This is a genomic window from Corallococcus silvisoli (assembly GCF_009909145.1).
GTDB classification, from domain to species: Bacteria; Myxococcota; Myxococcia; order Myxococcales; family Myxococcaceae; genus Corallococcus; species Corallococcus silvisoli.
In genome coordinates, this window is sequence record NZ_JAAAPJ010000005.1 from 300,674 (window position 1) to 324,390 (window position 23,717).

At 71.5% G+C, this 23,717-nt stretch carries 18 protein-coding genes; 5 read left to right on the forward strand and 13 right to left on the reverse strand.

Translation table 11 applies throughout. The annotated features are described in order from the left end of the window. Window positions 1–355: 355 nt before the first annotated feature. Complete coding sequence (locus GTY96_RS10240) at window positions 356–1,714, forward strand: carboxypeptidase-like regulatory domain-containing protein (RefSeq protein ID WP_161664613.1); 1,359 nt, start codon at window positions 356–358, stop codon at window positions 1,712–1,714. A gap of 62 nt (window positions 1,715–1,776) precedes the next feature. Here GTY96_RS10240 and GTY96_RS10245 read toward each other — a convergent pair whose 3' ends face one another. Further along, a complete protein-coding gene (locus GTY96_RS10245) occupies window positions 1,777–2,112 on the reverse strand; it encodes a putative quinol monooxygenase (protein ID WP_143900865.1) in 336 nt (111 codons plus the stop codon). Window positions 2,113–2,190: 78 nt separating this feature from the next. Further along, entirely contained in the window at window positions 2,191–3,285 is a 1,095-nt protein-coding gene (locus tag GTY96_RS10250; RefSeq protein ID WP_161664614.1) for a hypothetical protein, read from the reverse strand. Between the two features lie 182 nt (window positions 3,286–3,467). On the opposite strand from GTY96_RS10250, the gene GTY96_RS10255 reads away from it, so the two are divergent. Continuing rightward, a complete protein-coding gene (locus GTY96_RS10255; RefSeq protein WP_143900868.1) occupies window positions 3,468–8,540 on the forward strand; it encodes a tetratricopeptide repeat protein in 5,073 nt (1,690 codons plus the stop codon). 19 nt (window positions 8,541–8,559) lie between these two features. On the opposite strand, the gene GTY96_RS10260 is transcribed toward GTY96_RS10255, so the two are convergent. Then, window positions 8,560–9,297 carry a competence/damage-inducible protein A gene (locus GTY96_RS10260; protein ID WP_143900870.1) on the reverse strand — a complete coding sequence of 246 codons (738 nt, stop codon included), beginning with the start codon at window positions 9,295–9,297 and terminating at the stop codon, window positions 8,560–8,562. Window positions 9,298–9,427: 130 nt separating this feature from the next. On the opposite strand from GTY96_RS10260, the gene GTY96_RS10265 reads away from it, so the two are divergent. Next, window positions 9,428–10,393 carry an AMP-binding protein gene (locus GTY96_RS10265; RefSeq protein ID WP_161664615.1) on the forward strand — a complete coding sequence of 322 codons (966 nt, stop codon included), beginning with the start codon at window positions 9,428–9,430 and terminating at the stop codon, window positions 10,391–10,393. An 8-nt stretch (window positions 10,394–10,401) separates the two neighbouring features. Here the strand turns inward: GTY96_RS10265 and GTY96_RS10270 are convergent, their stop codons facing one another. The 3 genes from GTY96_RS10270 to GTY96_RS10280 all read right to left on the reverse strand — a co-directional run bounded on the left by GTY96_RS10270 (window position 10,402) and on the right by GTY96_RS10280 (window position 13,279). Continuing rightward, the gene (locus GTY96_RS10270; RefSeq protein WP_161664616.1) at window positions 10,402–12,102 is read right to left on the reverse strand and encodes an NHL repeat-containing protein; all 1,701 of its coding nucleotides are present in this window, start codon (window positions 12,100–12,102) and stop codon (window positions 10,402–10,404) included. 185 nt (window positions 12,103–12,287) lie between these two features. Then, window positions 12,288–12,944 (reverse strand): dTMP kinase, encoded by a 657-nt coding sequence (tmk, locus tag GTY96_RS10275; RefSeq protein ID WP_161664617.1) that lies wholly within the window; start codon window positions 12,942–12,944, stop codon window positions 12,288–12,290. Continuing rightward, window positions 12,941–13,279: a hypothetical protein gene (locus tag GTY96_RS10280; RefSeq protein ID WP_143900878.1), complete on the reverse strand. Its 339-nt coding sequence runs from the start codon at window positions 13,277–13,279 to the stop codon at window positions 12,941–12,943. The genes tmk and GTY96_RS10280 overlap by 4 nt, the downstream gene beginning before the upstream one ends. 203 nt (window positions 13,280–13,482) lie before the next feature. Here GTY96_RS10280 and ribB point away from each other — a divergent pair, with 203 nt between their 5' ends. Continuing rightward, entirely contained in the window at window positions 13,483–14,610 is a 1,128-nt protein-coding gene (gene ribB, locus GTY96_RS10285; protein ID WP_143900880.1) for a 3,4-dihydroxy-2-butanone-4-phosphate synthase, read from the forward strand. Window positions 14,611–14,636: 26 nt separating this feature from the next. Here the strand turns inward: ribB and thrC are convergent, their stop codons facing one another. The 5 genes from thrC to greA all read right to left on the reverse strand — a co-directional run bounded on the left by thrC (window position 14,637) and on the right by greA (window position 21,165). Next, the gene (thrC, locus tag GTY96_RS10290) at window positions 14,637–15,968 is read right to left on the reverse strand and encodes a threonine synthase (RefSeq protein ID WP_161664618.1); all 1,332 of its coding nucleotides are present in this window, start codon (window positions 15,966–15,968) and stop codon (window positions 14,637–14,639) included. Next, complete coding sequence (locus tag GTY96_RS10295; protein ID WP_143900884.1) at window positions 15,965–16,531, reverse strand: hypothetical protein; 567 nt, start codon at window positions 16,529–16,531, stop codon at window positions 15,965–15,967. Before GTY96_RS10295 ends, thrC begins: the two co-directional genes overlap by 4 nt. Window positions 16,532–16,630: 99 nt before the next feature. Further along, on the reverse strand, window positions 16,631–17,266 hold the full coding sequence (locus tag GTY96_RS10300; RefSeq protein ID WP_161664619.1) for a protein-L-isoaspartate(D-aspartate) O-methyltransferase: 636 nt from the start codon (window positions 17,264–17,266) through the stop codon (window positions 16,631–16,633). 90 nt (window positions 17,267–17,356) lie between these two features. Continuing rightward, window positions 17,357–20,539, reverse strand: a complete 3,183-nt coding sequence (gene recG, locus GTY96_RS10305) for an ATP-dependent DNA helicase RecG (RefSeq protein ID WP_161664620.1) — start codon at window positions 20,537–20,539, stop codon at window positions 17,357–17,359. Window positions 20,540–20,649: 110 nt separating this feature from the next. Then, the gene (greA, locus tag GTY96_RS10310; protein ID WP_143900890.1) at window positions 20,650–21,165 is read right to left on the reverse strand and encodes a transcription elongation factor GreA; all 516 of its coding nucleotides are present in this window, start codon (window positions 21,163–21,165) and stop codon (window positions 20,650–20,652) included. 184 nt (window positions 21,166–21,349) lie between these two features. Between greA and GTY96_RS10315 the strand changes: the two genes are divergently transcribed. After that, the gene (locus tag GTY96_RS10315) at window positions 21,350–21,880 is read left to right on the forward strand and encodes an FHA domain-containing protein (protein WP_143900892.1); all 531 of its coding nucleotides are present in this window, start codon (window positions 21,350–21,352) and stop codon (window positions 21,878–21,880) included. A gap of 18 nt (window positions 21,881–21,898) precedes the next feature. Here the strand turns inward: GTY96_RS10315 and GTY96_RS10320 are convergent, their stop codons facing one another. After that, on the reverse strand, window positions 21,899–22,831 hold the full coding sequence (locus tag GTY96_RS10320) for a hypothetical protein (protein ID WP_235685514.1): 933 nt from the start codon (window positions 22,829–22,831) through the stop codon (window positions 21,899–21,901). Window positions 22,832–23,177: 346 nt separating this feature from the next. Continuing rightward, complete coding sequence (locus GTY96_RS10325; RefSeq protein WP_143900896.1) at window positions 23,178–23,684, reverse strand: hypothetical protein; 507 nt, start codon at window positions 23,682–23,684, stop codon at window positions 23,178–23,180. Between the last annotated feature and the right edge of the window lie 33 nt (window positions 23,685–23,717).

Genomic DNA, 23,717 nt, shown 5'->3' on the forward strand with positions numbered 1-23,717 from the left:
CCGAGCCCCTGCGTCGACCACGGAGTCGTGGAGACACGAGCAATACAGTCGTGTCGATCAGGACTAGTCTTTCCGTCCTCGCCGAGAAGCAATCCACGCGGCGCGACAGGGGAGCAGCCACGCGATGAGAGCCAGGGCACGATGGATGGCCGCCGTTGGACTCGTGACGTCTCTGGGCGTCGCCGCGTTGCTGCATGGCGCCCTGACTCCCGAGCGCGCGTCGCCGCGAGGAGGAGATGGGGGCGAGCACCCGCTCACGGCGGTGCGGTCCACGCCCAGTCCCAGCCTGCCCGAGGTTGCGCCATCGCGAGGGGGCGCGCCGGATCCCTCGCCTGTCGAGCTCCAGGCTCCCACCATGAAGGGCCAGGGACAGGTCACCGTCCGGGTCCTCGACGCGACGGGCTCCCGGACGCTGTCTGGCGCCAGGGTCGCCATCATCCGCGAGTCCCGCATCGAATCGTGGACGGAGGCGACCACCTCGGATGACTCGGGTGCGGCCGTCTTCGCGCAGGCCCATGCGGGCCTGTTCGATGTCTGTGCCCGTGGGGCGAACCACGGCATGGCATGCGAGACGAACGTGGGACTCGTGGCGGGTGGGGAGCTCCGGGTCGAGTTGCGGCTGCCGAAGGGAGGCCACCTGGAGGGGCAGGTCTTCCTACCGGACGGGAGTCCCGCTCAGGGCGTCATGCTGCGCATCGGAGAAGACGCGGACCTGTCCGCATGGACAGACACGGAAGGACGCTACCGGCTCTCGGGCCTCTCGAGTGGGCCGCATGTCGTGACCCTCACGACCCAGGAGGGCCCTGCGTTCCCCCGGCAGGTGATGATGGAGTCAGGGGAGGACGCGCGGCTGGATGTACGACTGGCGGGCTTCACGGACGTCAAGGTCGTTCCCATTCGCACCGGTCCGCGGAAGGGGGCCGTGGTGGACTCCGTGTATGCGGGCGCCGAGCTGAGTCGCCAGAAGGATGGGAGCTGGGCGGGCCGGGTCGAGGCGAGTGAGCGGAACATCAATCTCTATGTGTCGGGCGAGAGTGGCGGAGTCCAGGTCAGGGGCCACAAGGAGGTGACGCTGTCCCCAGGGATTCCCGCCGTCTTCCGTGTCCCTTTCGGCCCTTGGAAGCTCCCCGCTCTCATTTGGACGGACACACCGCGGCAGCGGTCACCTGGGCACTTCGAGCTGGCGGGGCATGTCGTGCTGGCGAATGGCAGACCCGCGGAGCACGTGCACCTGGTGAGGGCGAAGCCGTGGGATGGAACCGCCCGCTGCGGAAACACGCCTCCCTCCTACGAGCGCTTCCGGTTCGATGGCTCGGCGTTCGTGGTGCCCTTCCAGGAAGGAGAGGCAACGCTGTACGCGTGGACCGAGGATGGGCAGGCCGGCAGCGTCACCGTCACGGGCACCCAGAATGGCCGCGTCGAAGCGAACATCGTCCTGAAGAACACCGGGGGCATCACAGGGACCGTCGACGCCACGACCTTGAAGCCAGAGGATGTGGCCGGGGGACTGATCAGCCTGGACGACCGCGGGCCTCCGCCCACGCAGGTCGTCCACCCCGACGGCCGCTTCTTCGTCGCGGGGCTCGAGCCAGGGGAGCACTCCATGCGTGTCGAGTCGCGGCAGGGCGCCCCCCTCCGCGTCCTCATCACGGAGGGCAGGCTCACGAACCTGGGCAACGTGTCGCAGCCAGACCGCGCCGAATCGGGCCCTTGAGCGGGCTTCCCGGTGGACGGGGTGAGCGACGCCAGCTCAAGGCCGGAGCCGCTCAGGCGACGTCACAACGGCACATGGACCGCGACTCCCTCGCGGCCGGAAGCCCACTCGCGCAAGTACCGGTTGAGCTCCCCGAAGAATGACACCGTCACCAGTTCAGACACCGCGAAGAGTTCGCGGAGCAGCGAATCCACATGATTGTTATGTGTTTCGGCCGCAGCTGCGTCGACGTACTCCTCGACGATTGAGTAATGACCGGGCCGCTGCGTGACGAACCACTGGTAGCGCAGCGTTCCCGGCTCGGTCGCGGCGGCGGCTGCCAATGCCCGCGCAACCCGCAGGAACTCCGTCTCCCCGTCGGTCCGCACCCTGAATTCACAAAGCACCAGAAGGCTCATCCGCTTCTCTTAATCCACGAGGCCCCCGAATACACGGGGAACTCCCAATGCTGTGGTCAGCGCTGTCTCCAAGCCGGGTCAACGTTCTCCCGCCTGAACCCAGACGTGGCGCTCCAGCTTGGACCAGTTCTTCTGGGCCGCGGCGGAGAGCGTCGCGTGGCCCGGCGCTGAGATTTCCCGCTGATACTGTTGATACGCCTCTTGAGCCGTCGCGCCGTAGCCCATGACATACACGGTCAAGAACAACTCCGGTGAGAAGTTGTAACTGGCCGCGTTGTCCGGCTGCTCATAGACGACCGCGATCAGCGCGCCGCCGTCCTTCGGGAGGTGCTTCTCCACTCCGGCCATGAGCCTGTCCATGGCCTCCCGCATGCGCTTCGCGTTCACGGCGTCGACCAGCGCCCCCATCAGCCATCCCACGACGGCGCCGGACCACGCGTGGGACCGCGGCGCCGTCACCACCCGCACCTCGGTCGCCGTCCGATGCAGCGTCACCGCCGACACCTGGAGCGGCTGCTTCGGCGCCAGCATCCTCGGCGCCGTCGGCGTCACCAGCGGCTTCACCGCGACCACGTTGCGCGGCGGGGTCAGCGGCAGGGTGGGCCTCGGGACCTGGGAGCCCGCGGGCTTCGTCGCCCCCACCAGCCTCGTGCCCCCCAGGATGGCCTGCCCTGGCTTCTTGTTCTCCGCGTACTTCTGCGCCGGCTTGAACGACACGTGCCGCAGCTTCAGCTCCTGCACGTCGTCCGCGTAGCGGATCTCCGGCGGCTGCATCACGTGCCCGGCCTTCACGTTCTCGCGGTGCACCTGCCCCATCAGCTTCTCGAACGTGCCGCTGCCCTTGTTGATGCTCCCGTCCACCAGCGCCAGCCGCACGTAGCCGTACCCGTACTGCTTCCCGCGCTCCTTCGAATACACGTGGTCCACGTCGTGCCCCGCGGGCACCGAACCGAACGCGCTCACCCAGGCCTTGCGGTAGCCCGGATATGACGGGTTCACCCACAATTGCAGGTCCCCCGCATAGCCGCGCACCACCAGCACGTCCTGGGCCTGGTAGCGCCCCAGGGACTCACAGTGGCCGATGTACTTCTCCAGCGCCGCCTGATCCCTGGCGGCGATAGGAATTCGGGGATCAGGGGGCGGTGGGCTCACGGAGAGTGCGGAGCCAAGCACGTCGCTCCGCACGAGGGCAAACCGGCCTCCCCCTGCGTCCCGCCCCCCTCCGCCCGCCCGTCCGCCTGCCTTCCCAGCGCTCAAATCGTCAGGAAAGACGGGAAGTTGAGGGGCCAGCCGAGCGCGTGGTACGAACTCCCGTTCAGTCTCCCCTCAAAATCCTGTGTCTGGAGCCGGCTTCCATGAGCGAGCGCAATGACGTCACGCGGCCTTCGTCCTCCGCTGCGGTGCCTCCCCCCGGGGCGGCTGATCCAGCGGGCGCGGCGGCACAGACACTCGCCCAGAACGTGACCACCCTCCCCGCCGCCGCGCCCCAGGCCAGCGCCGAGGATGACGCCCGCGAGCGCATCGCGGCCATGGAGCGCGAGGCCAAGGCGCTCGCCACCACCGAACCGCAGACGGCCGCCCTCCTCTTCCATGAGGTCGGCCTGCTCTGGGAAGAGCCGCTCAAGAACCCCCGCAACGCCGCCGTCGCGTTCCAGAACGCGTATAAGCTGGCGCCCCGCTTCCTCGCCAACATCCGCGCCGCCCGCCGCCTCTTCGCCGACGTCGGCAACTGGCAGATGGTCGTCCAGCTCATCGACGCGGAGCTCATCGCCGCGGACGACCCGCGCCAGCAGGCCTCCCTCCTCTTCGAGAAGGGACAGATCCTCGAGGAGCGCCTGTCGCGCGACAACGACGCCGCGGATGCCCTGCGCCAGTCCCTGGACCGCAAGCCCACCGACGTCACGCTCCTCACCCAGCTCGAGTCCGTCTACGCCTCCCGCAACGACGCCGGCGCGCTGGTGGAGATCTACCGGCTGCTGGCCAGCGCCGTCGTCCCGCCCTCGCTGCGCGCCCACTACCTCACCTCCGCGGGCATGGTCCTGGAGGAGCGCCTCAAGCAGAAGGAGGCCGCCGCCGCCGTGTTCCGCGAGGCGTTCGCGCTCGACCGCACCGACCCGCTCCTCCAGGCCGCCATCAAGCGCGTCGCCGAGCGCGAGGGCCGCACCGACGAGCTGCTCGCCGCCCTCTTCGCCGAGGCCGAGGGCCAGGGCTCCCAGGGCGCCCCCGCCTACCTTCACATCGCCAAGGTCCACGACCGCCTGGGCCGCAAGGACGACGCCCTCTCCGCGCTGCTCGCCGCGCGCCGCGTGAGCCCGAATGAGCCGCTGGTCCTGAGCGCGCTCGCCGGCATCTACGAGACCCAGGGCCGCTTCGAGGAGCTGGCCGACGTGCTGCTCGCGTGGGTGGGCTCCATCAACGACGAGAGCGAGCTCGTCGCCATCAACCTGCGCCTCGCCGCGCTGTACGAGGACGACCTCAAGCGCGACCAGGAGGCCGCCGCCCGCTACCAGGCCATCATCGCCCGCATCCCCAGCCACGCCGCCGCGCTCGCGGGCCTGGGCAAGCTGTCCTACCGGATGAAGAACTGGGAGGGCCTCGTCGCCGTCTTCGACGCGGAGGTCACCGCCGCCGAGGACGCCAAGGGCAAGGCCGCGCGCATGTACAAGGCGGCGGAGATCCTGGAGGAGCGCCTGGGCCGCCAGGAGGACGCCATCGCGCGCTACAACGCGTGCCTCCAGCTGCAGCCCGGCTACCTCCCCGCGCAGAAGGCCCTCACCCGCCTCTACGAGCGCCAGGGCCGCTTCGCCGAGCTCGTGTCGATGTTCGAGCAGGACCTGCTCCAGACGTCCGACCGCGATCAGGTCATCACCACGCTCAACAAGATGGCGGTCATCTACGAGGACCGCCTGGGCGACCTGGATCACGCCATCGAGTGCATGAAGCGCATCCTCGACCTGGCGTCGGACCACCTGCCCACGCTGCGCAACCTGGCCCGCCTCTACGAGCGCGCCGGGCGCTTCCGCGAGCTGCTGGAGACCAACGACCTGGAGGCGTCGTTCGCCGGCGACACCAAGCAGGTCCTGTCGCTGCTCCACCGCAACGCGGAGATCCTCGACGAGCACCTGAAGGACCGCGTGGGCGCCATCACCGCGTATGAGCGCGTGCTCGCGCTGTCGCCCTCGTACCTCCCCGCGCTCAAGGCCCTGGGCCGGCTGTACGCGCAGGACGCCCGGTGGGAGAAGCTGATCGACATGTACCGGGCGGAGTCGGAGATCTCCCCCTCCACCGACGCGGCCGCCGCGCTCATCTACAAGATTGGCGAGCTGTACGAGCACCGCCTCAAGCAGGAGAACGAGGCCCTGGCGTCGTACCAGGAGGCGCTGATGCTGGCGCCCAGCTACTTCCCGGCGCTGCGCGCGCTGGCCCGCATCCACCGGGCCCACGGGGCCTGGGAGAGCCTGGTGGAGGTGCTGCGCGCGGACGCCGCCAACCGCACCGACCCGCTGGAGCGCGCCAACGCCCTCTACCAGGCCGCCGCCATCTGGGAGGACCAGCTGGGCCGTCCGGAGCTGGCCATCGACGGGTATCAGGAGGTGCTGCGCCTGACGCCGGGCCACGCCGCCACGCTGCGCGCGCTGGAGCGCCTGTACGTCGCGCAGGACAACGTGAAGGAGCTGGTCTCCATCCTCGACCGCGAGACGCAGGTGGGCCAGACGCCCTCGGCCAAGGTGACCGCGTACCTCAAGCTCGCGCGGCTGTACCTGGACCGCTTCCAGGAGCCGTCCCGCGCCGCGCAGTGCTGCGAGTCCGTGCTGGGCCTGGAGCCCGGCAACCTCACCGCCCTCACGCTGCTGGAGCGCATCCGCGCGTCGGACCGCCCGCGCCGCGCCGAGCTGCGCTCCCGCATCGCGGACCGCGTGACGGATCCGCGCCTGTCCAGCGCCCTGCGGCTGCTGGCCGCGGCGGACCAGGAGAAGGGCCCGCCCACCGAACGCACCCTGGAGGTCTACCAGCGCGCCTTCGACGCGGACCCCTCGGACGCCCGGCTCGCCACCAGCCTGGAGCGCGTGCTGCGCCTGAGCGGTGACACCGCCGGCCTGTCGCGCATGTACGGCATGCGGCTGGCCGTGACGACCGAGGCCACCGAGGCGCTGGAGCTGCTGCTGCGCGCGGCGGAGCTGGCGGAGAAGAACCCCGACCTGGAGCCGGCCGCCGCCCTCTACCGGCAGGCCCTGGAGCTCCAGCCGCAGTGCCTGCCCGCGCTGCACGGCGCCCGCCGCGTGGCCCTGCGCCGCGGCGACTTCGCCACCGCGCGCGCCATGATGGAGACGGAGGCCAGGGCGAGCCGCGATCCCAAGAGCGCCATCGAGGGCTTCGTCGCCGCCGCGAAGCTCGCGTTCCAGAAGCTCCAGGACGCGGACGGCGCCGCGGCCCTCTACCGGCTCGCCCTGGAGCGCGACCCGCTGCACCCGGGCGCGGCCACCGGCCTGGAGGAGCTGCTCGCGCAGCGCGGCGGCTCCTCGGACCTCGCGGCCCTGCACGAGCGGCGCGCGGAGGCCCGGCTCGCCCAGCGCGACGCCGAGGCGGCGGCGGCGGCCTACGTCACCGCGGCCCGGCTGCACAACGTGGCCCTGGGCGACCGTGCCCGCGCGCTCGCGGTGCTGGAGAAGGCCCTGGCGGCCCGGCCCGGCTACCCCGACGCGCTGGAGACGCGCGGCCTGCTGCTGCTGGAGGCGCAGCAGTACCTGGAGGCCGCGCAGATGCTGGGCCAGCGCGTGCAGCAGGGCGGCGACCCCCGCGTGCTCGCGCAGCACCACCTGACGCTGGGCGCGCTCTTCCAGCAGCACCTCAACGACCCGGGCCGCGCGGCCGCGCACCTCCAGACGGCGCTGGCCACCCTGCCCCGCCACCCGGAGGCGCTGGAGCGGCTGGCCACGGTGTACGCGCAGGGCCGCAACTTCGGCGGCGCGGTGGACTGCCTGCGCCGGCTGTTGGATCAGGACCTGCCCAACGACGCCCGCGCGCGCTTCACGGTGGAGCTGGCGCGCATCCACGACGAGGGCCTGGGCGACGTCGCCGCCGCCACCGCGCTCTACAAGAAGGCGCTGGAGCTGACCCCGGGCGAGCCCGCGCTGGTGGACCGCCTGGTCGTCCTCTACGAGCGCGTGCGCAACCTGCCGGAGCTGGCCCAGATGCTGGAGGCCCAGGCGGCCGCCACCGCGTCCACGGACGTCAAGCGGGCCGTGTCGCTGCGCATGCGCGTGGCCAGCTTCTACGCCGGGCCGCTGTCGGAGCCCGCGCGCGCCACCGTCATCTACCGGCAGCTCGTGGAGCAGGACGCGCAGAACCTCCAGGCCCGCGCCGCGCTGGCGGACCTGTACGGCCGGGACACGACCAGCTACCCGCTCGCCATCGAAGAGCACCGGCAGCTGCTCCGCCAGGACCCCGCGCGCGTGGACAGCCTGCATGCGCTGTTCAAGCTGTGGGAGGCCCAGAAGCAGCAGGACAAGGCCTACGCCGTCGCCGCGGTGCTGACCTTCATGCGCGCCACCAACGAGGTGGAGCAGGCCTTCTACTCGGAGGCCCGCCTCCGTCAGCCCCAGGAGCCGCGGGATGCCCTGCCCGCGGCGGACGTGGACACCGTCCTGATGCACCCGGCCGCGCGCGGGCCCCTGACGGAGCTGCTGCGCGCCATGGGCGACCACCTGGGCAAGGTGCACCCGCCCCAGTTCGAGATGCTCGGCGTCAACCCGAAGACGGACAAGCTCAAGCAGGACTCGGCCGTGTACAAGGCCGTGCGCGCGGTGGCGCAGACCTTCGGCGTGGAGGAGTTCGAGGTCTACCTGGCGCGGCGTGGGCTGATGCAGCCGGAGACGACGGAGCCCCCGTCCCTCTGCGTGGGCCAGGACGTGGTGCGCCGCTTCAACGCCCGCGAGCAGAAGTTCCTCATCGGCAAGGCGGTGCTGGGCCTGCTCAACAAGACGGCCGTCCTCTCCAAGCTGTCCCAGGGCGAGACGGCGGACCTGTTCGGCAACGCCATCCGCGTCCACGTGCAGCAGTACAACGGCCTGGGCCGGCGCAATGACGACGTGACGAAGCAGCTCAAGAAGGCCTTCAGCCGCAAGGCGATGAAGGCCTCCGAGGGCCCCGCGCAGGCGCTGTCGGAGCAGCCGAAGCTGGACGTGCCCGCGGTGGTGGACGCGCTGGGCTTCTCCGCCGACCGCGCGGGCCTGCTCGTATGCGGCGACCCGTCCGTGGCCCTCAACATGGTGCTGCGCGAGGACCCGAACATCACCGCCAACCGCCAGGAGGGCACCGACGCCATCCTCCAGGCGGTGCGCGAGCGCGCCGACCTGCGCGCCCTGCTGGGGTGGCTGCTCACCGACGACTTCTTCCGCCTGCGCCAGCGGATGGGGCTGTCGCTGTAGTCGCCGCCCTCGGGAAGCCTCAGCCCCGGCGGACCAGCGCGTCCGCCGGGATCCCCGAGAGCAGCAGGCCCACGGCGACGTCCACGTGGGCCCGCTCGGGCGCCTCCACCGTCACCTTCACCCGGTAGTCCAGCGCCTCGTCGAAGACCGGGTACGAGCCGATGGCCACGTGGGGCATGTCCAGCGCCACCCGGTCCAACACCCCGGCCAGGGCGCTCTCCCCCAGGTTGAAGAACAGGTTGACCAGGTGCACCGGCGTGCCGCTCAGCCGGGCCAGCACCGTCTCCAGTTGCATCCGGAACAGCTGCGGCACCCCAGGCAGCAGGAAGAGGTCGTCCACCGTCAGCACCGGGAACCACATCCCCGGCTGGGCCAGGAGCACCGCGCCCTCCGGGGCGTCCGCCAGCCGCAGGGACTCCGGCGTCACCGGCCCCCCGCCCGCGCGCGCGTGGATGGCGGAGACCATCTCCGGCAGGCGCACCACGGAGCGGCCCAGCGCGAGCGCCACCGCGCGCACCGTGACGTCGTCGTGCGTGGGGCCAATGCCCCCGCTGGTGAAGACGTAGCGGGCCTTGCGCCGGGCGCGCGCCACCGCGTCCACGATGGCGTCCACGTCGTCCAGGATGGTCTCCACCGAGACGAGCGGAATGCCCAGCTCCCGCAGCCGCTGGATGAGGTGGGGGCCGTTCTCGTCCTTCACCTTCGCGGTGAGGACCTCGTTGCCGATGATGATCGCCGCCGCGCCGGTGCGCTCCATGGAGCGCCGGACTCTAGCCCATCGCCTCCACCCGGTGGACGCGCGGACGTCCCATCCGTTTCCACCGGAACGCGGATGTCAGACCCCTGGGCCATGGTTCGGGATGAGCAGTTTTTTCATGATAAGGTACATGTTCATGAATTCAGCGGATGGCAGCGAGAGCAAACTGGGCTTGACTTCCAGCCTCGTTGACCAGCTCGTCCCGCGCCCGGAGCGGCAGACGCAGGCACGGCTCTATTGGTTCCAGGAGACGGACACCGAGGACGGCCCCACGGAGGAGTGGAGCTTCGCGGACCCGGGAGCGCGGACCCATGCCCTGAAGGCCCGGTTGCAGGCCCGGGGCGCGGCGGACGAGCGGGTCCTGCTGCCATGCCATGGCCTGGCGGAGGCGGCGCTCGCTGGCGGGGAGTCCTCGGCGGTGCATGCGCGGCCCGCGCTCGCGCTCGACCTGTCCTCCGGGTTCCGGGCGCAGGCGGGCCGGAGGCCGGACGCGGTGGCGGTGGTGGGGGGCCACGAGCGGCTGACCTACGCGGAGCTGGATGCGCGCAGCGACGCGCTGGCGTGGCACCTGCGGGAGCACGGCGTGGGGCCGGACGTGCGGGTGGGCCTGGCCATGGAGCGCTCCGCGGGCATGGTGGTGGCGATGCTCGGCATCCTCAAGGCCGGGGGCGCCTGTGTGCCGTTGGCCATGGACGCGACGCGCGACGCGCGGGCCTCCGTGCTGGAGGCCGCGCGGGCGCGGGTGCTCGTCACCCGGTCGGGCCGGGACGTCTCCGAGCCTCCGGACGGCGTGTGCACCGTCTTCGTGGACTCGGAGGAGGCATACGAGCTGGGGGTGCTCGGGCCGCCGCATGCGGGCACGTCGCCCGGGGACGCCGCCTCGGTCCTCTACTCGATGGTCCCCCACGGACGCCCCCGGGGCGTGACGGTGTCACACGCGGACATGGCGGACGCCTTCCTCGCCATGGACTCCCGCGTGGGCTCCGTCCCCGAGGGCACGTGGCTGACCATCACCCCACCGGCCCGCGACGGCTCCCTCCTGGAGCTGCTCTGGGCGCTGGTGCGCGGCTTCCGGGTCGTACTGCCGGACGCGTGACGTTCGCGTCAGTACGGATGGAAGCGGATGACGAAGGGCTCGGCTTGCGTGCCGCCCTCCGGGGTGCGCGAGCCGGCGACGCGCAGGAACCCATCCGCGCCCAGCACCGCGGCGGTCGGCTTCTCGTCCCCAGGCAGGTCGGTCCGGTTCGAGCGGAGCGTGGCCGATCCATTCGCGCGCAGGTGGGTGACCCCCACCGCGGAGGCGCCCTGGGCATCCTGGCTTGAAGTGGCGACGACGATCGTCCCATCCGCCAGCAGGCCCGAGCCCACGACCGTGTCGGTCACGCTCGCCGGGTATGCGAAGGTATTGAAGGACTTGTAACCATTGTCGCCAAAGGACGAGTCCTCGGCCCCGGTCGACGTCAGCCGCGCGACGACGGCGGAGGTGCTCCCGCTGTAGGACACCCCCTTCCCAGCCACCAGCCAGTTCCCGTCGGAGAGCCGGTGCAGTGAGCGCGGGGTGACTTCCGGGTAGGCGGCCAACGGGAGATAGCGGAAGGTGCTGTCCGGGGAGCCATCCGCGTTCAGGCGCTTGAGGGCCAGCAGATTGAAGCTGCCCGTGGACGTGCCCGCCAGCATGATCTTCCCGTCGGGTTCGACGACGACGCAGCGGCCGTCATCCGACCGGCCCAGATCCACGGAGGCCACGCCATCCCCACTGAAGGTCGTGTCCAGGGCCCCGGTCGGAAGCAGGCGGACCACGACCATGTCCGTGCCGCTGTTGTCGCCGGTGCCCACGCCGATGTACCGGCCACTCGCGTCGACCGTGAGCCCGTGCAGGGTGGCGATGCCCGTGGTGATCTTGAACGTGCGCACGCCCGTCCCCCCGAACGTCGTGTCCAGCACTCCCGCCGCCGTGTAGCGGGCCATCAGCAGGCCCTGCTGTTTCGTGCCCCCGCAGGTGTTCGTCCCGGCGACGGCGCCCCCCGCCACGACAATGCGGCCATCCGGAAGCACCGCGACGGCATCCGCGTAGTCATCGCCGCCGCAGATGTCGCTGACCACCACGCCGTTCGTGCCGAACGTGGGGTCCGGCGTCCCACCCGGAAGCAGACGGGCGACCCACACGTCCCGCAGGCCAATGACGGAACCGGTGAAGCCCGCGAGGATCCACTTGCCGTCCGGCTGCACGGCCATGGAAGTGATGGTCACCGGCGAAGGACCGAGCCCGGGCACCATCACCCCGCTTGCTCCGAACGCACTGTCCAGCGCGGCCGGACCGGGCTGGACCTCCAGGGTCAGCGGGAACTCGACGCGCTCGCCGCCCCCCACTCCGACCAGCTTGAGGGAGTAGCGGCCATATGCCGCGAACTCATCCGGGACATAGCCCAGCAATGCCGACGTCTCCGAGCCAGGGATGAGCAGCGGCAGCGCCTGGACGGTGCGCACGTGGGGAGGCAGCCCGTCCACCGTCACGGAGACGTCCCCGGTGAACGAGGGCTGGCGGGTGACGTAGACCCCGCTCGAACTGGACGCGCCGGCCATGAACTGGACCGTCTGTTCTGGGGACGTCGCCAGGGAGAAGGAAGGCTCCACCCCCGCATCCGGCTCCGAGGGGCCCGCATCGCCTCCGCCATCCGTCGTCCCCGGCCCCGCGTCGACGCCCGCGTCGACGCCCGCATCCCGGGGCGGGGGCACGGGTGGGTCGACGGTCTCGTCGGAGCCGCACGCCGCGGACAACAGGGCCGCCGCGCAGAGGGCGAGCACGACGAGGCTCCTGGGGTGGAACCGCGAACGAACACGGGGAGGAGCAGCGGGACGCAGGATGGAGTTCATACCTGTCCGGGTGAAGGGTGGCGCGGACCGGGCCAGGCCCAGGGTCCGCGCGCCGGATAAGTCACCCTTGTCACCCGCGAAAGGTGAAAAACGACCGAGGCAGGAACAGCCGGAGCTCAGCGCCCGCGCGCGAGCACCCGCCGCACCTGCATCAGGCACGCGTCCGTCACGGCCTCCACGGACAGCTCGCCGTCGATGCGAACGATGCGCTCTCGTTTCTGCCGGAGCGTGATGGCCTTGAGGTATTGCCTGGCGATCCGCCGCTGGGCCTCGTCCGCCTCGAACAGCTCCGCGGGCGCGCCGCGCACGGCCCGGCGCTTCGCCGCGACCCTGGGGTCCACGCCCACGAACAACGTCAGGTCCGGCGACACCGCGTGCGCGTTCATCGTGTCCACCCACGCCATGGGCAGGCTCGCCCCCTGGTACGCCAGCGAGGACAGCACGTAGCGGTCGCACAGCACGACCTTGCCCTCCTCCAGCGCCGGCAGCACCCGCGCGTGCAGGTGGTCCGTGCGGTCCGCGGCGAACAGCAGCGCCAGCGTCTCCGGCGCCAGCGGCCCGCGGCCCTGCGGCAGCCCCAGGCGGCCCGTGAGCGCCTGACGCACCATCGTGCCCACGGGCCCGTCGGAGGGCTCGCGCGTCGTCACCACGGCGTGCCCATCCGCGCGCAGCGCGGACGCCAGCCGCTCCGTCTGCGTGGTGGTGCCCGCGCCGTCCAGTCCCTCCAGGACGATGAACCGCCCCGGGCGGGCGGTCTTCCTCGCGGCGCTCACCGGGGCAGGAGCGCGGCGGGGTTGTCCAGGTGCAGCTCGCTGCGCAGCGCGAGCAGCGTCTCGTAGCGCTGGAGCTCATCCGCCAACACCGCGCGGCCCTTGCGATAGCTGCGGAAGCCGTACCCCAGCAGCCCCAGCGCCAGCAACGCCGCACCCCAGGCCAGCAGCGGTGTTCGCAGCGAGTCGTGGAACAGCTTCCCCGCCGCCCCTGAAATCAACAGGAAGGCGATGGTGGAAACCCCCGCATGGGTGAAGTGGGTCGTGCTCTGCCGGGTCGCCAGGCTCTCCTGCAACTGGTCGAACCGAGCCCGCTTGTCCTGGATGTCTGCGCTCACGGAGCCAAAGACCCTACATCACCCGCCCCCAGGCCGTCGAGTCGCGGGCCTGGACCCGGACGCCCTGTCACAGGTTCCCCTCATCCCACCTATTGAACGGACGCACGCCTGCTCCCCGGGCACGGCTTGCCACCCCACCCCCCTCGCGTTACATGCCGCCCACCATGCCCCTCCACGTCGTCAGCAGGATGAGCAGCCCCGCAATGAGCCCAGACTCCGAGTTGAACACCATCGAGGAGGCCATCCGCGACATCCAGGCTGGCAAGTGCGTCGTCGTCGCCGATGACGAGGACCGCGAGAACGAAGGCGACCTCATCATGGCCGCCGAGCTGGCCACGCCGGAGCAGCTGGCTTTCATGGTCCGCCACACCAGCGGCATCATCTGCCAGCCCATGCTGGCCGAGCGGCTGGACGCGCTGCGCCTGCCGCAGATGGTGGCGGAGAACACTGAGTCCCACCGCACCGCCTTCACCGTCTCCGTGGACTTCCGCCACGGCACCACCACCGGCGTCTCCGCCGCGGACCGCACCAAGACCATCCGCGCGCTGGCGGATCCGAACAGCACCGCGGATGACTTCCTGCGCCCCGGTCACATCTTCCCGCTGCGCTACCGCGAGGGCGGCGTGCTGCGCCGCGCGGGCCACACCGAGGCCGCCGTGGACCTGGCGCGGCTCGCGGGCCTGCAGCCCTCCGGCATCCTCTGCGAGCTCGTGAAGGACGACGGCACCATGCAGCGCATGCCGGACCTCAAGGCCTTCGCGCGCGAGCACAAGCTGTCGCTCATCACCATCGCGGACCTCATCCAGTACCGCAGCCGCAAGGACCGGCTGGTGCGGCGCGAGCCCGGCCAGAGCGTCGTGCGCACCCGCCACGGCGAGTTCACCGCCCTCACCTATTCGTGGACGCCCGACGGCGCGAAGTCCCTGGTCCTGGTGAAGGGCGACCCCGAGCACGCCCAGCCCGCCCCGCTGGTGCGCCTGCACGGCGCCTGCGCCCTGGGGGACGTGTTCGGTTCGCCGGACTGCAAGTGCCACCTGCTGTTGGATCGCGCCCTGGAGCACGTCGCGCGCGAGGGCTCCGGCGTCATCGTCTACCTGCCCGGCATGCACGGCGACGACTTCGGCATCCACCACAAGCGCGCGGGCGATGGCAGCAACACGGCCTCCGGCCGCACGCCCCACGAATCACGCGACGTGGGCATGGGCTGCCAGATCCTCACCGACCTGGGCATCGGCGCCATGCGCCTGATGACCAACACGGACATGACCTACCGCGGCCTTTCGGGCTTCGGTCTCACCATCGAGTCGCGCATCCCGCTCCTGGTGGAGTAGCGCCGCCGTCGTGCGCGGGGCCCGGCTCAGCCCAGGTCCTTCAGGGCCGCGCGCACGGCGGACAGGTCCGCGGGCAGTTCCACCGGCGGGTTCGCGTGCGCGGCCTTCACGTCCGCCAGCGCCTCCCGGTGGTAGCCCACCTTGAAGTCGGCGAACTTCAGGCCGTGCGCGGTGGCCACCACCGCGACGCTGGCCCCCTTCGCCATCACCCCCGACGCCACCAGCTTCTCCACCGCCGCCAGCGCCACGCCCGTCTGCGGGCAGGCGAAGGTGCCTTCGCGGTCCGCGCGGGCCGCGGCGTTCGCCAGCTCCGACTCCGACGCCTCCTCCACCACGCCGTCGAACGCGCGCAGCATCCGCACCGCGCGGCGGAACGACACGGGGTTGCCAATCTGGATGGCGGACGCGAGCGTGGCCCCCGCCTGCATCGGCACCAGATCCTGGAAGCCGCCCCGGAAGGCGCGCGCCAGGGGGTTGGCCCGCTGCGCCTGCGCCACCGCGATGCGGGGCCGGCGCGCGATCAACCCCAGGGTGAACAGCAGGTCCAGGCCGCGCCCCAGCGCGCTCGCGTTGCCCAGGTTGCCACCCGGGATGACGATCCAGTCCGGTGGCTCCCAGCCCAGGTCCTGGCACAGCTCGATGGCGATCATCTTCTGGCCCTCGATGCGCAGCGAGTTCATCGAGTTCGCCAGGTACAGCCCGGTGTCCGCCGTCACCGCCTGCACCAGCTTCATGCAGCCGTCGAAGTCCGTGTCCAGCGACAGCACGCGCGCCCCGTTGGCGATGGGCTGCACGAGCTGCGCGAGCGACACCTTGTTCTTCGGAAGGAACACCACCGCCGGGATGCCCGCCGCCGCGGCGTACGCGGACAGCGCCGCGGACGTGTCGCCGGTGGACGCGCACGCCACCGCGCGGATGGGCGTGCCGCTCGAGCGCAGGTGCTTCACCGCGGACACGAGGACCGTCATGCCCCAGTCCTTGAAGCTGCCCGTCGGGGACACGCCGCACTCCTTCAACATCAGCGAGCCCAGGCCCAGCTCCGCCGCCATGCGGGGCAGCGGCTTGAGCGGCACGCGCCCCTCGCCCAGCGAGACGATGTCCTCCAGCGGCAGCTCGGGCAGCGCCCACTCCCGCTTGCCCCACACCCCGGAGCCGTCCGGCAGCCGCGACGTCGCGAAGCGCGACTCGAAGCGGCGCTTCCACTCCGCCGCGGGCACCGCGCGCAGGGCGGCCTCGTCGTGCGCCACCTCCAGCAGGCCCTCGCAGCGGGGGCAGCGGTAGACGACGTCCCACAGCGAGGCGGTGAAGCCACAGCCCTCGCTGCACGCGTAGCCCGCCTTGAGCGCCGGGGCCGTCACGCCTCCACCTCCACCCTCGTGCCGCACGCCAGGCACGCGCGGCCGGGGTACGTCAGCACGTGGCAGGAGGGACAGGGGATGCGCTCGCCCGCGTCCGCCCCGCGGCCCTTCGCGGCCACCGGCGCCGCCACGCGCGCGCGGGGCAGGCGCATGCCGCAGCCGTCACACATCAGGCCCTCGGCCTGCACATGGCGGCAATAGCGGCACGTCACCGCGCCCACGGGCGCGGCGGTGCGCACGCCGTCGTCCTGCGCGCGGCCCGTGTCCAGGTCCATCATCGGGGCGACAGGCACCGCGCCGGTGTCCCCCGAACGGGTCAGCTCCAGGTCCGGCACCGACATGGCCGGCAGGTCCGGGCCCGAGCGCAGCCGCGTCAGGTCCAGCTCCGGCAGCGGGGGCGCGTCCACCTCCGCGCGGCCCCCCGCGTGGTGCGTCAGCTCCAGCTCCGGCATCGGCGCCACCACGGCGGGCGGGGCGTTCACGAGGTCGGGGAAGCGCCTGCCACAGCCTTCGCACTCTTCGCCTTCCGACTGCACGTGGTCACAGACCGGGCAGATGATCATGGGCGGGACGTTACCGGTCCCCTCCCCGCTCGGCAACGCGACCCCGGACGGAGGGGTGGCGTGCAGGAGGACGCCCTGGCGCCCCATCCGCTCCCCCCATCAGCTCATCGACGAGCCCTGCCCCGTCATGGGGACGAAGCGCACCGGCAGCAGCCGCTCCACCCGGGGCAACAACCCGGGCATGCCCCGACGGATGCGCAGCAGCTCCTGCGTCTCGTTCATGGCGCCCACGGGGATGACCATCCGGCCCCCCCGCTTGAGCTGATTCAGGAGCGCGCGGGGGATCTCCTCGGGCGCGGCGGTGGCGATGATGGCGTCGAAGGGCGCGGCTTCGGGCCAGCCCAGCGCTCCGTCCCCCTCCCGGAAGAACACGTTGCCGAAGCCCAGCCGGTGCAGGCGGCGCCGCGCGCCCCGCGCCAGCTCGCGGACGATCTCCACCGTGAAGACCTCTCGGGCCAGCAGCGCCAGCACCGCCGTCTGGTAGCCGGAGCCGGTGCCGATCTCCAGCACGCGCTCACAGCCGCGCAGGCGCAGGGCCTCGCTCATCAGGGCGACGACATAGGGCTGGCTGATGGTCTGCCCATGGCCGATGGGCAGGGGGACGTCCTCCTGGGCCGCGTCCCGCTCGTGGGCGGGCACGAAGTCCTCACGGCTCAGGCTGGCGATCGCCGCGAGCACCCGGCGGTCCCGGATGCCCTCTCTCGCCAGATATTCCGCTCGCCCCCAGTCTCCCATCGCGTGCGTCCCCCGTGGTCCCCCAACACCCAAGGTAGGCATGCCGAAAGTCGGAGACACCCTGACGGACGAGCGCCGCTCGTGCCTGCCCTACCCGACCCGGGCCAGCGCCAGCCGCCCCTCCCACCGCTCCTCCAGCGCCTTCACGAGCCCCTGGTGGTCCGGCTCCTGGAGCTTCGGATCGGCGTCCATGATCCGCCGCGCCTCCACCTGCGCCAGCGACAACAGGTCGCCGTCTCGCACCAGGTTGGCCACGGCCAGCTCCGGCAGGCCGCTCTGCCGCGTGCCCAGGAACTCACCGGGGCCGCGGATCTCCAGGTCCTTCTCCGCGATGACGAAGCCGTCGCTGCTGCGCTCCATCACGCCCAGCCGCTCGGTGGACTCCCAGGAGCGGGCGGCCCCCGCGACCAGGAAGCAGAAGCTGGCCGCGGCGCCTCGGCCCACGCGCCCGCGCAGCTGGTGCAGCTGTGACAGGCCGAAGCGCTCCGCGGACTCCACCACCATGACGGACGCGTTGGGCACGTCCACGCCTACCTCCACCACCGTGGTGCACACGAGCAGCTGGATGCGCTTGTCGCGGAAGGCCTCCATCACGGCGTCCTTCTCCTCTGGCTTCATGCGCCCGTGCAGCAGGCCCACGCTCGCGGAGGGGAAGACCTGCTGCAGCTTCGCCGCGCCCTGGGTGGCGTCCTCCAGGTCCAGCTTCTCCGACTCCTCCACCAGCGGATAGACGACGTAGGCCTGATGGCCCTTGGCCAGCTCCGCGCCCACCGCCTCGTAGACCCGGGCTCGGAACTGGGTGTTGAAGACGCGCGTGGTGATGGGGGTGCGGCCGGGCGGGAGCTGGTCGATGACGGACACGTCCAGGTCGCCGTACAGCGTCATCGCGAGCGTGCGGGGGATGGGCGTGGCGGTCATCACCAGCACGTCCGGCGTGAGGCCCTTGCTCATCAGGGTGTGGCGCTGAAGCACGCCGAAGCGGTGCTGCTCGTCGATGACCACCAGCCCCAGCTTCTGGAAGGACACGCCGCCCTCCAGCAGCGCGTGCGTGCCCACCGCGAGGTGCAGCTCGCCCTTCGCCACGGCCTCGCGCACCCCGCGCTTGTGCTTCGCGGTGCCCGCCGCGCTCACCAGCCCCACGCGGAAGCCAAGGGGCTCCAGGATGCGGCGGAAGGTGCGCTCGTGCTGTTCGGCCAGGATTTCGGTCGGGGCCATCACCGCCACCTGGTAGCCGTCCTGGAGCGCCACCATGGCGGCGACGAGCGCCACCGCCGTCTTCCCGCTGCCCACGTCGCCTTGCACCAGCCGGTTCATCGGCTCCGGCCGCGCCATGTCCCGGGCGAGGTCGCCCACCACGCGGGCTTGCGCGCCCGTGAGCTGGAAGGGCAGCGCGGCGCGGGCCTTCTCCAGCCGCTCCGGGGTGACAGCGAAGGCGATGCCCTCTTCCGCCTTGATGCCCTGGCGCTTGAGGGCCATGCCCAACTGGAGGAAGAACAGCTCGTCGAAGGCGAGCCGGCGGTGCGCGGGGCTCTGGTGCGCGTCCAACGCCTCCAGGTCCGCGTCCTCGGGCGGAAAGTGGATGAAGCGCAGCGCGTCCGGCAAGCCCATCAAGTGGTAGCGGCGACGGAGGTCCGCGGGCAGCGGCTCCTCCAGGTGATGCGCGTGCTGCTCGCTGATGCGCGAGGCCAGCTCGCGGAACGAGCGTTGTTCGCCGCGCTCGAAGCCCGGGTAGATGGGGACGATGCGGTGGAAGTGGACGGACGTCGTGGACTCCAGGTCCTCGGCGGGCTCCAGCTCCGGGTGGGCCATCTCGCGGCCATTCATGGAGGCGCGCACCTCCCCGGAGAGCACCAGCTGCTTGCCCACGGAGAAGCGGCTCTTGAGCCAGGGGCCCGCGTGGAAGTACGTCGCGGCGATGCTGCCGGAGCGGTCGCCCACGACGGCGCGGAACATGCGCCGGCCACCGCGGCCCGGGACGAAGTCCGCGGTCTTCACGGTGCCCACCGTCACGCCGCGCTCGCCGGGGATGAGCTCCGCGATGGTGCGCAGCTTGCGGCGGTCCTCGTAACAGCGTGGCAGGAGGAACAGGATGTCGCCGGTGCGGCGCAGGCCCTTCTTGTCCAGGACCGCGATGAGGCGGGGCCCCAGTCGCTTGCCCAGCGTCTTGAGCGGCGCGGACAGCGGGCCGGAGCGCGGCGCGATGGACAGGAGCTTCGCCTCGGAGCGCGACGCCTCCGCGCCCACGGCCTTGGCCTTCTTCTTCCGCGCCTTCTCCGCGGGAGGACGGTCCGCCGGAGGGGCCACCTTGCGGGGGTCGGCGCCCACGCCGGTCCGTCCCGCCGGAGCACGGGCCGCCGCGACACCAGGGCCGCCCCCCATGTTGCTCCGTCCCGCCGGAGCACGGGCCGCCGCGACACCAGGGTCGGAGTCCATCGCCGCGGAGCGCGCAGCCGGAGCACGGGGCGCCGCGCCACCAGGGCCGGAGTCCATCGCCGTGAGCCGCGCGCCCCGAGGCGGGGCTTCGCTCATGGGCGACGGGCCAGCGGCGCCCCCTCGCGGCGCGGTGGCACGCGGGCCGCGCGGCGAGCCCTCCGCCTTCAGCGACGGAAATGAATCGACCTGCGTGGGACCGCCGCCCGGGTGCGTCGAGCGAGGGCCGTCGAAGCCCGGGGACTGGGCCACCTTGCCTGCCCCAATCCCCTCCGGATGCACGCCGCGTGCGACCGCATTCCCCGGGCCGCGCGCACCCACTCCCGCCGTGCGTGAAGCGGACGATGTCGCGCCTCCGGGCGCGCTCCGGTACTCTCCCCTCACCAGGGGCACGGGGTCCTGGGAGCGCCAGGGCGGCACCGCGCTTCCCCGGGCCTCCACCGTTCCCGGGGGCGGCGTCATCCGGCGACGAGGCGGCGCGGGGTTCGACTCCGCTTCGAGCAGGTGCCCACGCTCCGGCGCCCGGGGGAACCGGGCCGCCACGGCGTTGAGCTCCCCCGTGACAACGACCCGCTCCAGCTCCTCTGGAAGGGCCACGCCGCTCCGCTTCAGCGCCCCCAACACCTGGCGCAGGGCCGCCTTGCGGTGCTCCGGTGGCGCGGGGGGATCCACATGCGGGAGCGCCGCCCGCAGGTCCTCCAACGCCCCCGCGTCCACGCCCCCAGCCGCCGCCAGGGTGCGCTCCATCAGGGTGCGCAGATCCCGAACAGTGCCCAGCTGGGCGAAGTCACGCTGGCACGCGTACTTCAAGGGTCCGATGAGGCTGGCGAGCGGGTGGTTCACGCGGGTTTCCAGCCTCCATCCTACGAAGCGGTTCTGACGCCGCGCGGAAAACGAAACCGGGGGAGCGAGCCCATGCCCGCCCCCCCGAAGGACCCGCTGACCACCGGGCTTCAGCCCTGGCCGGGCTGCGCGTCTTCCCGCGGCTCCTCGAAGCGGATCTCCACGATCTCCAGCTCGCGCACGCCCCCAGGGCTCTGCACGGTCGCGATGTCGCCCACCTTCTTGCCGATGAGCGCGCGCGCCACCGGCGAGGTGACGGCGATCCACCGCTTCTTCAGGTCGGCCTCCGTCTCCCCCACCAACCGGTAGGAGATGGTCTTGTCGTTCTCCGTATCCACCAGCTCCACCGTGGCGCCGAAGATGACCTTGTCCCCCCCCAGCTTCGACGGGTCGATGACCTCCGCGCGCGCAATCCAGTCGTTGAGGGTCAGGATGCGCCCCTCGATGTGCGACTGCTTCTCCTTGGCCGCGTGGTACTCGGCGTTCTCCCGCAGGTCGCCGTGCGCGCGCGCGACCTCGATTTCACGCGAAATCTTTCCCCGCTCCACGGACTGGAGGTGCTTCAGCTCGTCCTTGAGCTTCTGCAGACCGTGGGGGGTCATCGGGATGTTGTCGCTCCCGCTCATCGAACCACCGCTCCTTCCATCACCTGGCTGCAAACATCGGGGACCCGGCGCTCCCTCCTGGAACCCGGCCCTCGACTGGAAACGGGCAATGTAGGGAACGAGTCGCTGGTGGGTCAACGAAAGCCGTACCGCCATCGTCCGGTACCGGCTGGGCGCCCGACTGCCGACCCGTTAGGCTGCCCACGTGTTGTCCGTCCAGGAACTGCGCGCGCTCGCCTCGGGACTCCCCGTGGGTACCTTCCAGCACCAGCTGGGTCCCTTCGCACTGGTGCAGCGTCCGCCGTCGGAGCTGTCCGCCGCCGCGCTCGCGCCCACCCGCATGGCGGATCCCGGCGACGTCGAGCAGGGCATGCTCGCGCTGCTCTTCGAATTCGACGACCTGCTCGTCGCCACCCTGCCCACGCTCAAGGACGCCGACGTGCTGCGGATCGGCCGCAGGCTGGACTGCGAGCTGGTGCTGGACGACGCCTCCGTCTCCAAGCAGCACGCGGAGCTCCGGTGGAGCCGCGCGCAGAGCCGCTGCACCGTGCGCGACCTGGGCTCCACCAACGGCACCTTCGTCAACGCCAGCACCATCGGGCAGCGCGAGGTGCCGCTCCGGGGCGGCGACATCCTCAGCTTCGGCAACGTGCAGTTCTGGTACCTGCTCACCGACGCGCTCCATGAACGGCTGCGCGCGGGCGCGGCCTCCGGCCTGGGTTCCCACTCCGGCTGAAGGCCGCCCCACCCTCCTTCAGGGGCACGCCCCGCAGTCCGCCGCGCACGCGTCGTACGTGGTGGATGCACCGCAGGACTCTGTCACCTGACAGGTGCCGTCGCCACAGACGGCCACGTCCGCGTCGCGGATGCGCGTGGTGATCGGCGAGTACGTGACGCCCCCCGTCGAACAGTGGAGGAATGAGAGCCCGGCCGTGCCGTCCGGCTCGCACACCGCCGAACAGCTCCCCACGTAGACCAGGGGCGCGCATTCGATGCGCGGCATCCCGGAGCCATCCACCACCGCGCACGCGCGCGAGGTGCTCTGCGTGGCGTCCAGCGGCGGGTTCTGGCTGCCCGCGTAGACGCCCTCGCCCTGGAAGAGGTTCCCGAAGAAGCACGACTCTGGCCGGGTGAACGACGCCAGCTCCTCCGGGGTGGAGGGGATCGTCTGTCCCAGCGCGTCACGGCCCTGCACGGAGATGGGCACGCTCACGCCAAACGGGTTGGTGTGCGCCGCGAGGCACGCGGAGACGAGCTGCTGCTCGGCCACCGTCGCCGCCGCGCCCCCGGACCAGCCCGGCGCAAGCCCCAACAACCCGCTCCAGGTGTACGCCGTGCTCGTCCCCGCATCGGTGTACGTGCGCGTCTGGCCCGCGGGGACGGCGCAGAGGACGACATAGTGCATGACCTCGGCGGCCAGCGCCGGATCCAAACCGAACCACGACGCGAAGGCGGGCGATGACAAGCCATTGAACGACAGCCCGTTGAAGGACAGGCCATTGAACGACAGCCCGTTGAAGGACAGGCCGTTGAAAGACAGTCCATTGAAGGACAGGCCGTTGTAGCTGAGGGCCGCCTGTTGCTGCGTCCCCACCGGGTCCGCGGGCGAGGGCCCGCTGCCGCCAGGGCCGCACCCCGCCCCCAGCACCGCCAGGGACACGCCCCACGCCCAGGACCGCGTGCGCATCCCCATTCCATGACGGCGCCCGTTCTGCATGCTCCCCATGTGCATCCCCCCTGCTGACGCGGGTCTTCCGGTCACACCCACGGTCGTTCGGACAAGGAGGCCGCCAAAGACAAACAGGCGTGCCGCGCCCCCTCTTGCGCGAAAAGTGTGAGCACGGCGGATGTGGGGCAAGCCGCGACAGAGGCAGGGACCGCCACGGCGAGCTCAGGGCGGACAGTCCGCGCGTCGGGGGCTGAACGGGCTGGCGGGAACCCATTCACAAACACGAAGGCCGCGGCCCTTCGGGGCGAGGACACCTGTCCCCCCGGAGCCACGGCCCTCGTTTCGTTCGGGTGGAAAGCGGACCCTACCGGCGCGCCTGGGTTCCGACCTTCACCTGGGTCTGCTGCACCTTCATCACCGACAGCTCGCGCTTGATGTTCGCCAGGTCCGCCTGGGTGATGAGGCCCGGATCATCTCCACCCGGGGGGCCGCCCTTGGGGGGCTTGCCTTCAGGGGACACGGCGCCGCCCTTGCCCGGGTCCATGAGGGACGTGCCGCGCTCCACGGCGGCCAGGTCCTTCAAACTCGAGGTGGCGCTGGCCGAGTCCTTCTGAGTGACCTGCTTCACCAGCGTGAGCTTCCCGCTGGACCGGTCGTACCGGTACAGCCGGGTGCCCTTCGCGCCGTCGTCCACCGCCACGTCGACCGTGCCGCTGCTCTTCGTGGCCGTGCTGGCGACGGCCGTCGTGCGGGGCGCGAGCTGCACCGGCTTGTTCGCGGCCTTCACGTCCTCCGCCCCGGCACTCGCCGACGACAGGGTGACGAAGCCCACTGCCATCCATCCCACTGCGGACATCCAACGCTGGTGCATGGTGATTCCTCCCGCTCTCCATACGCGGAGCGG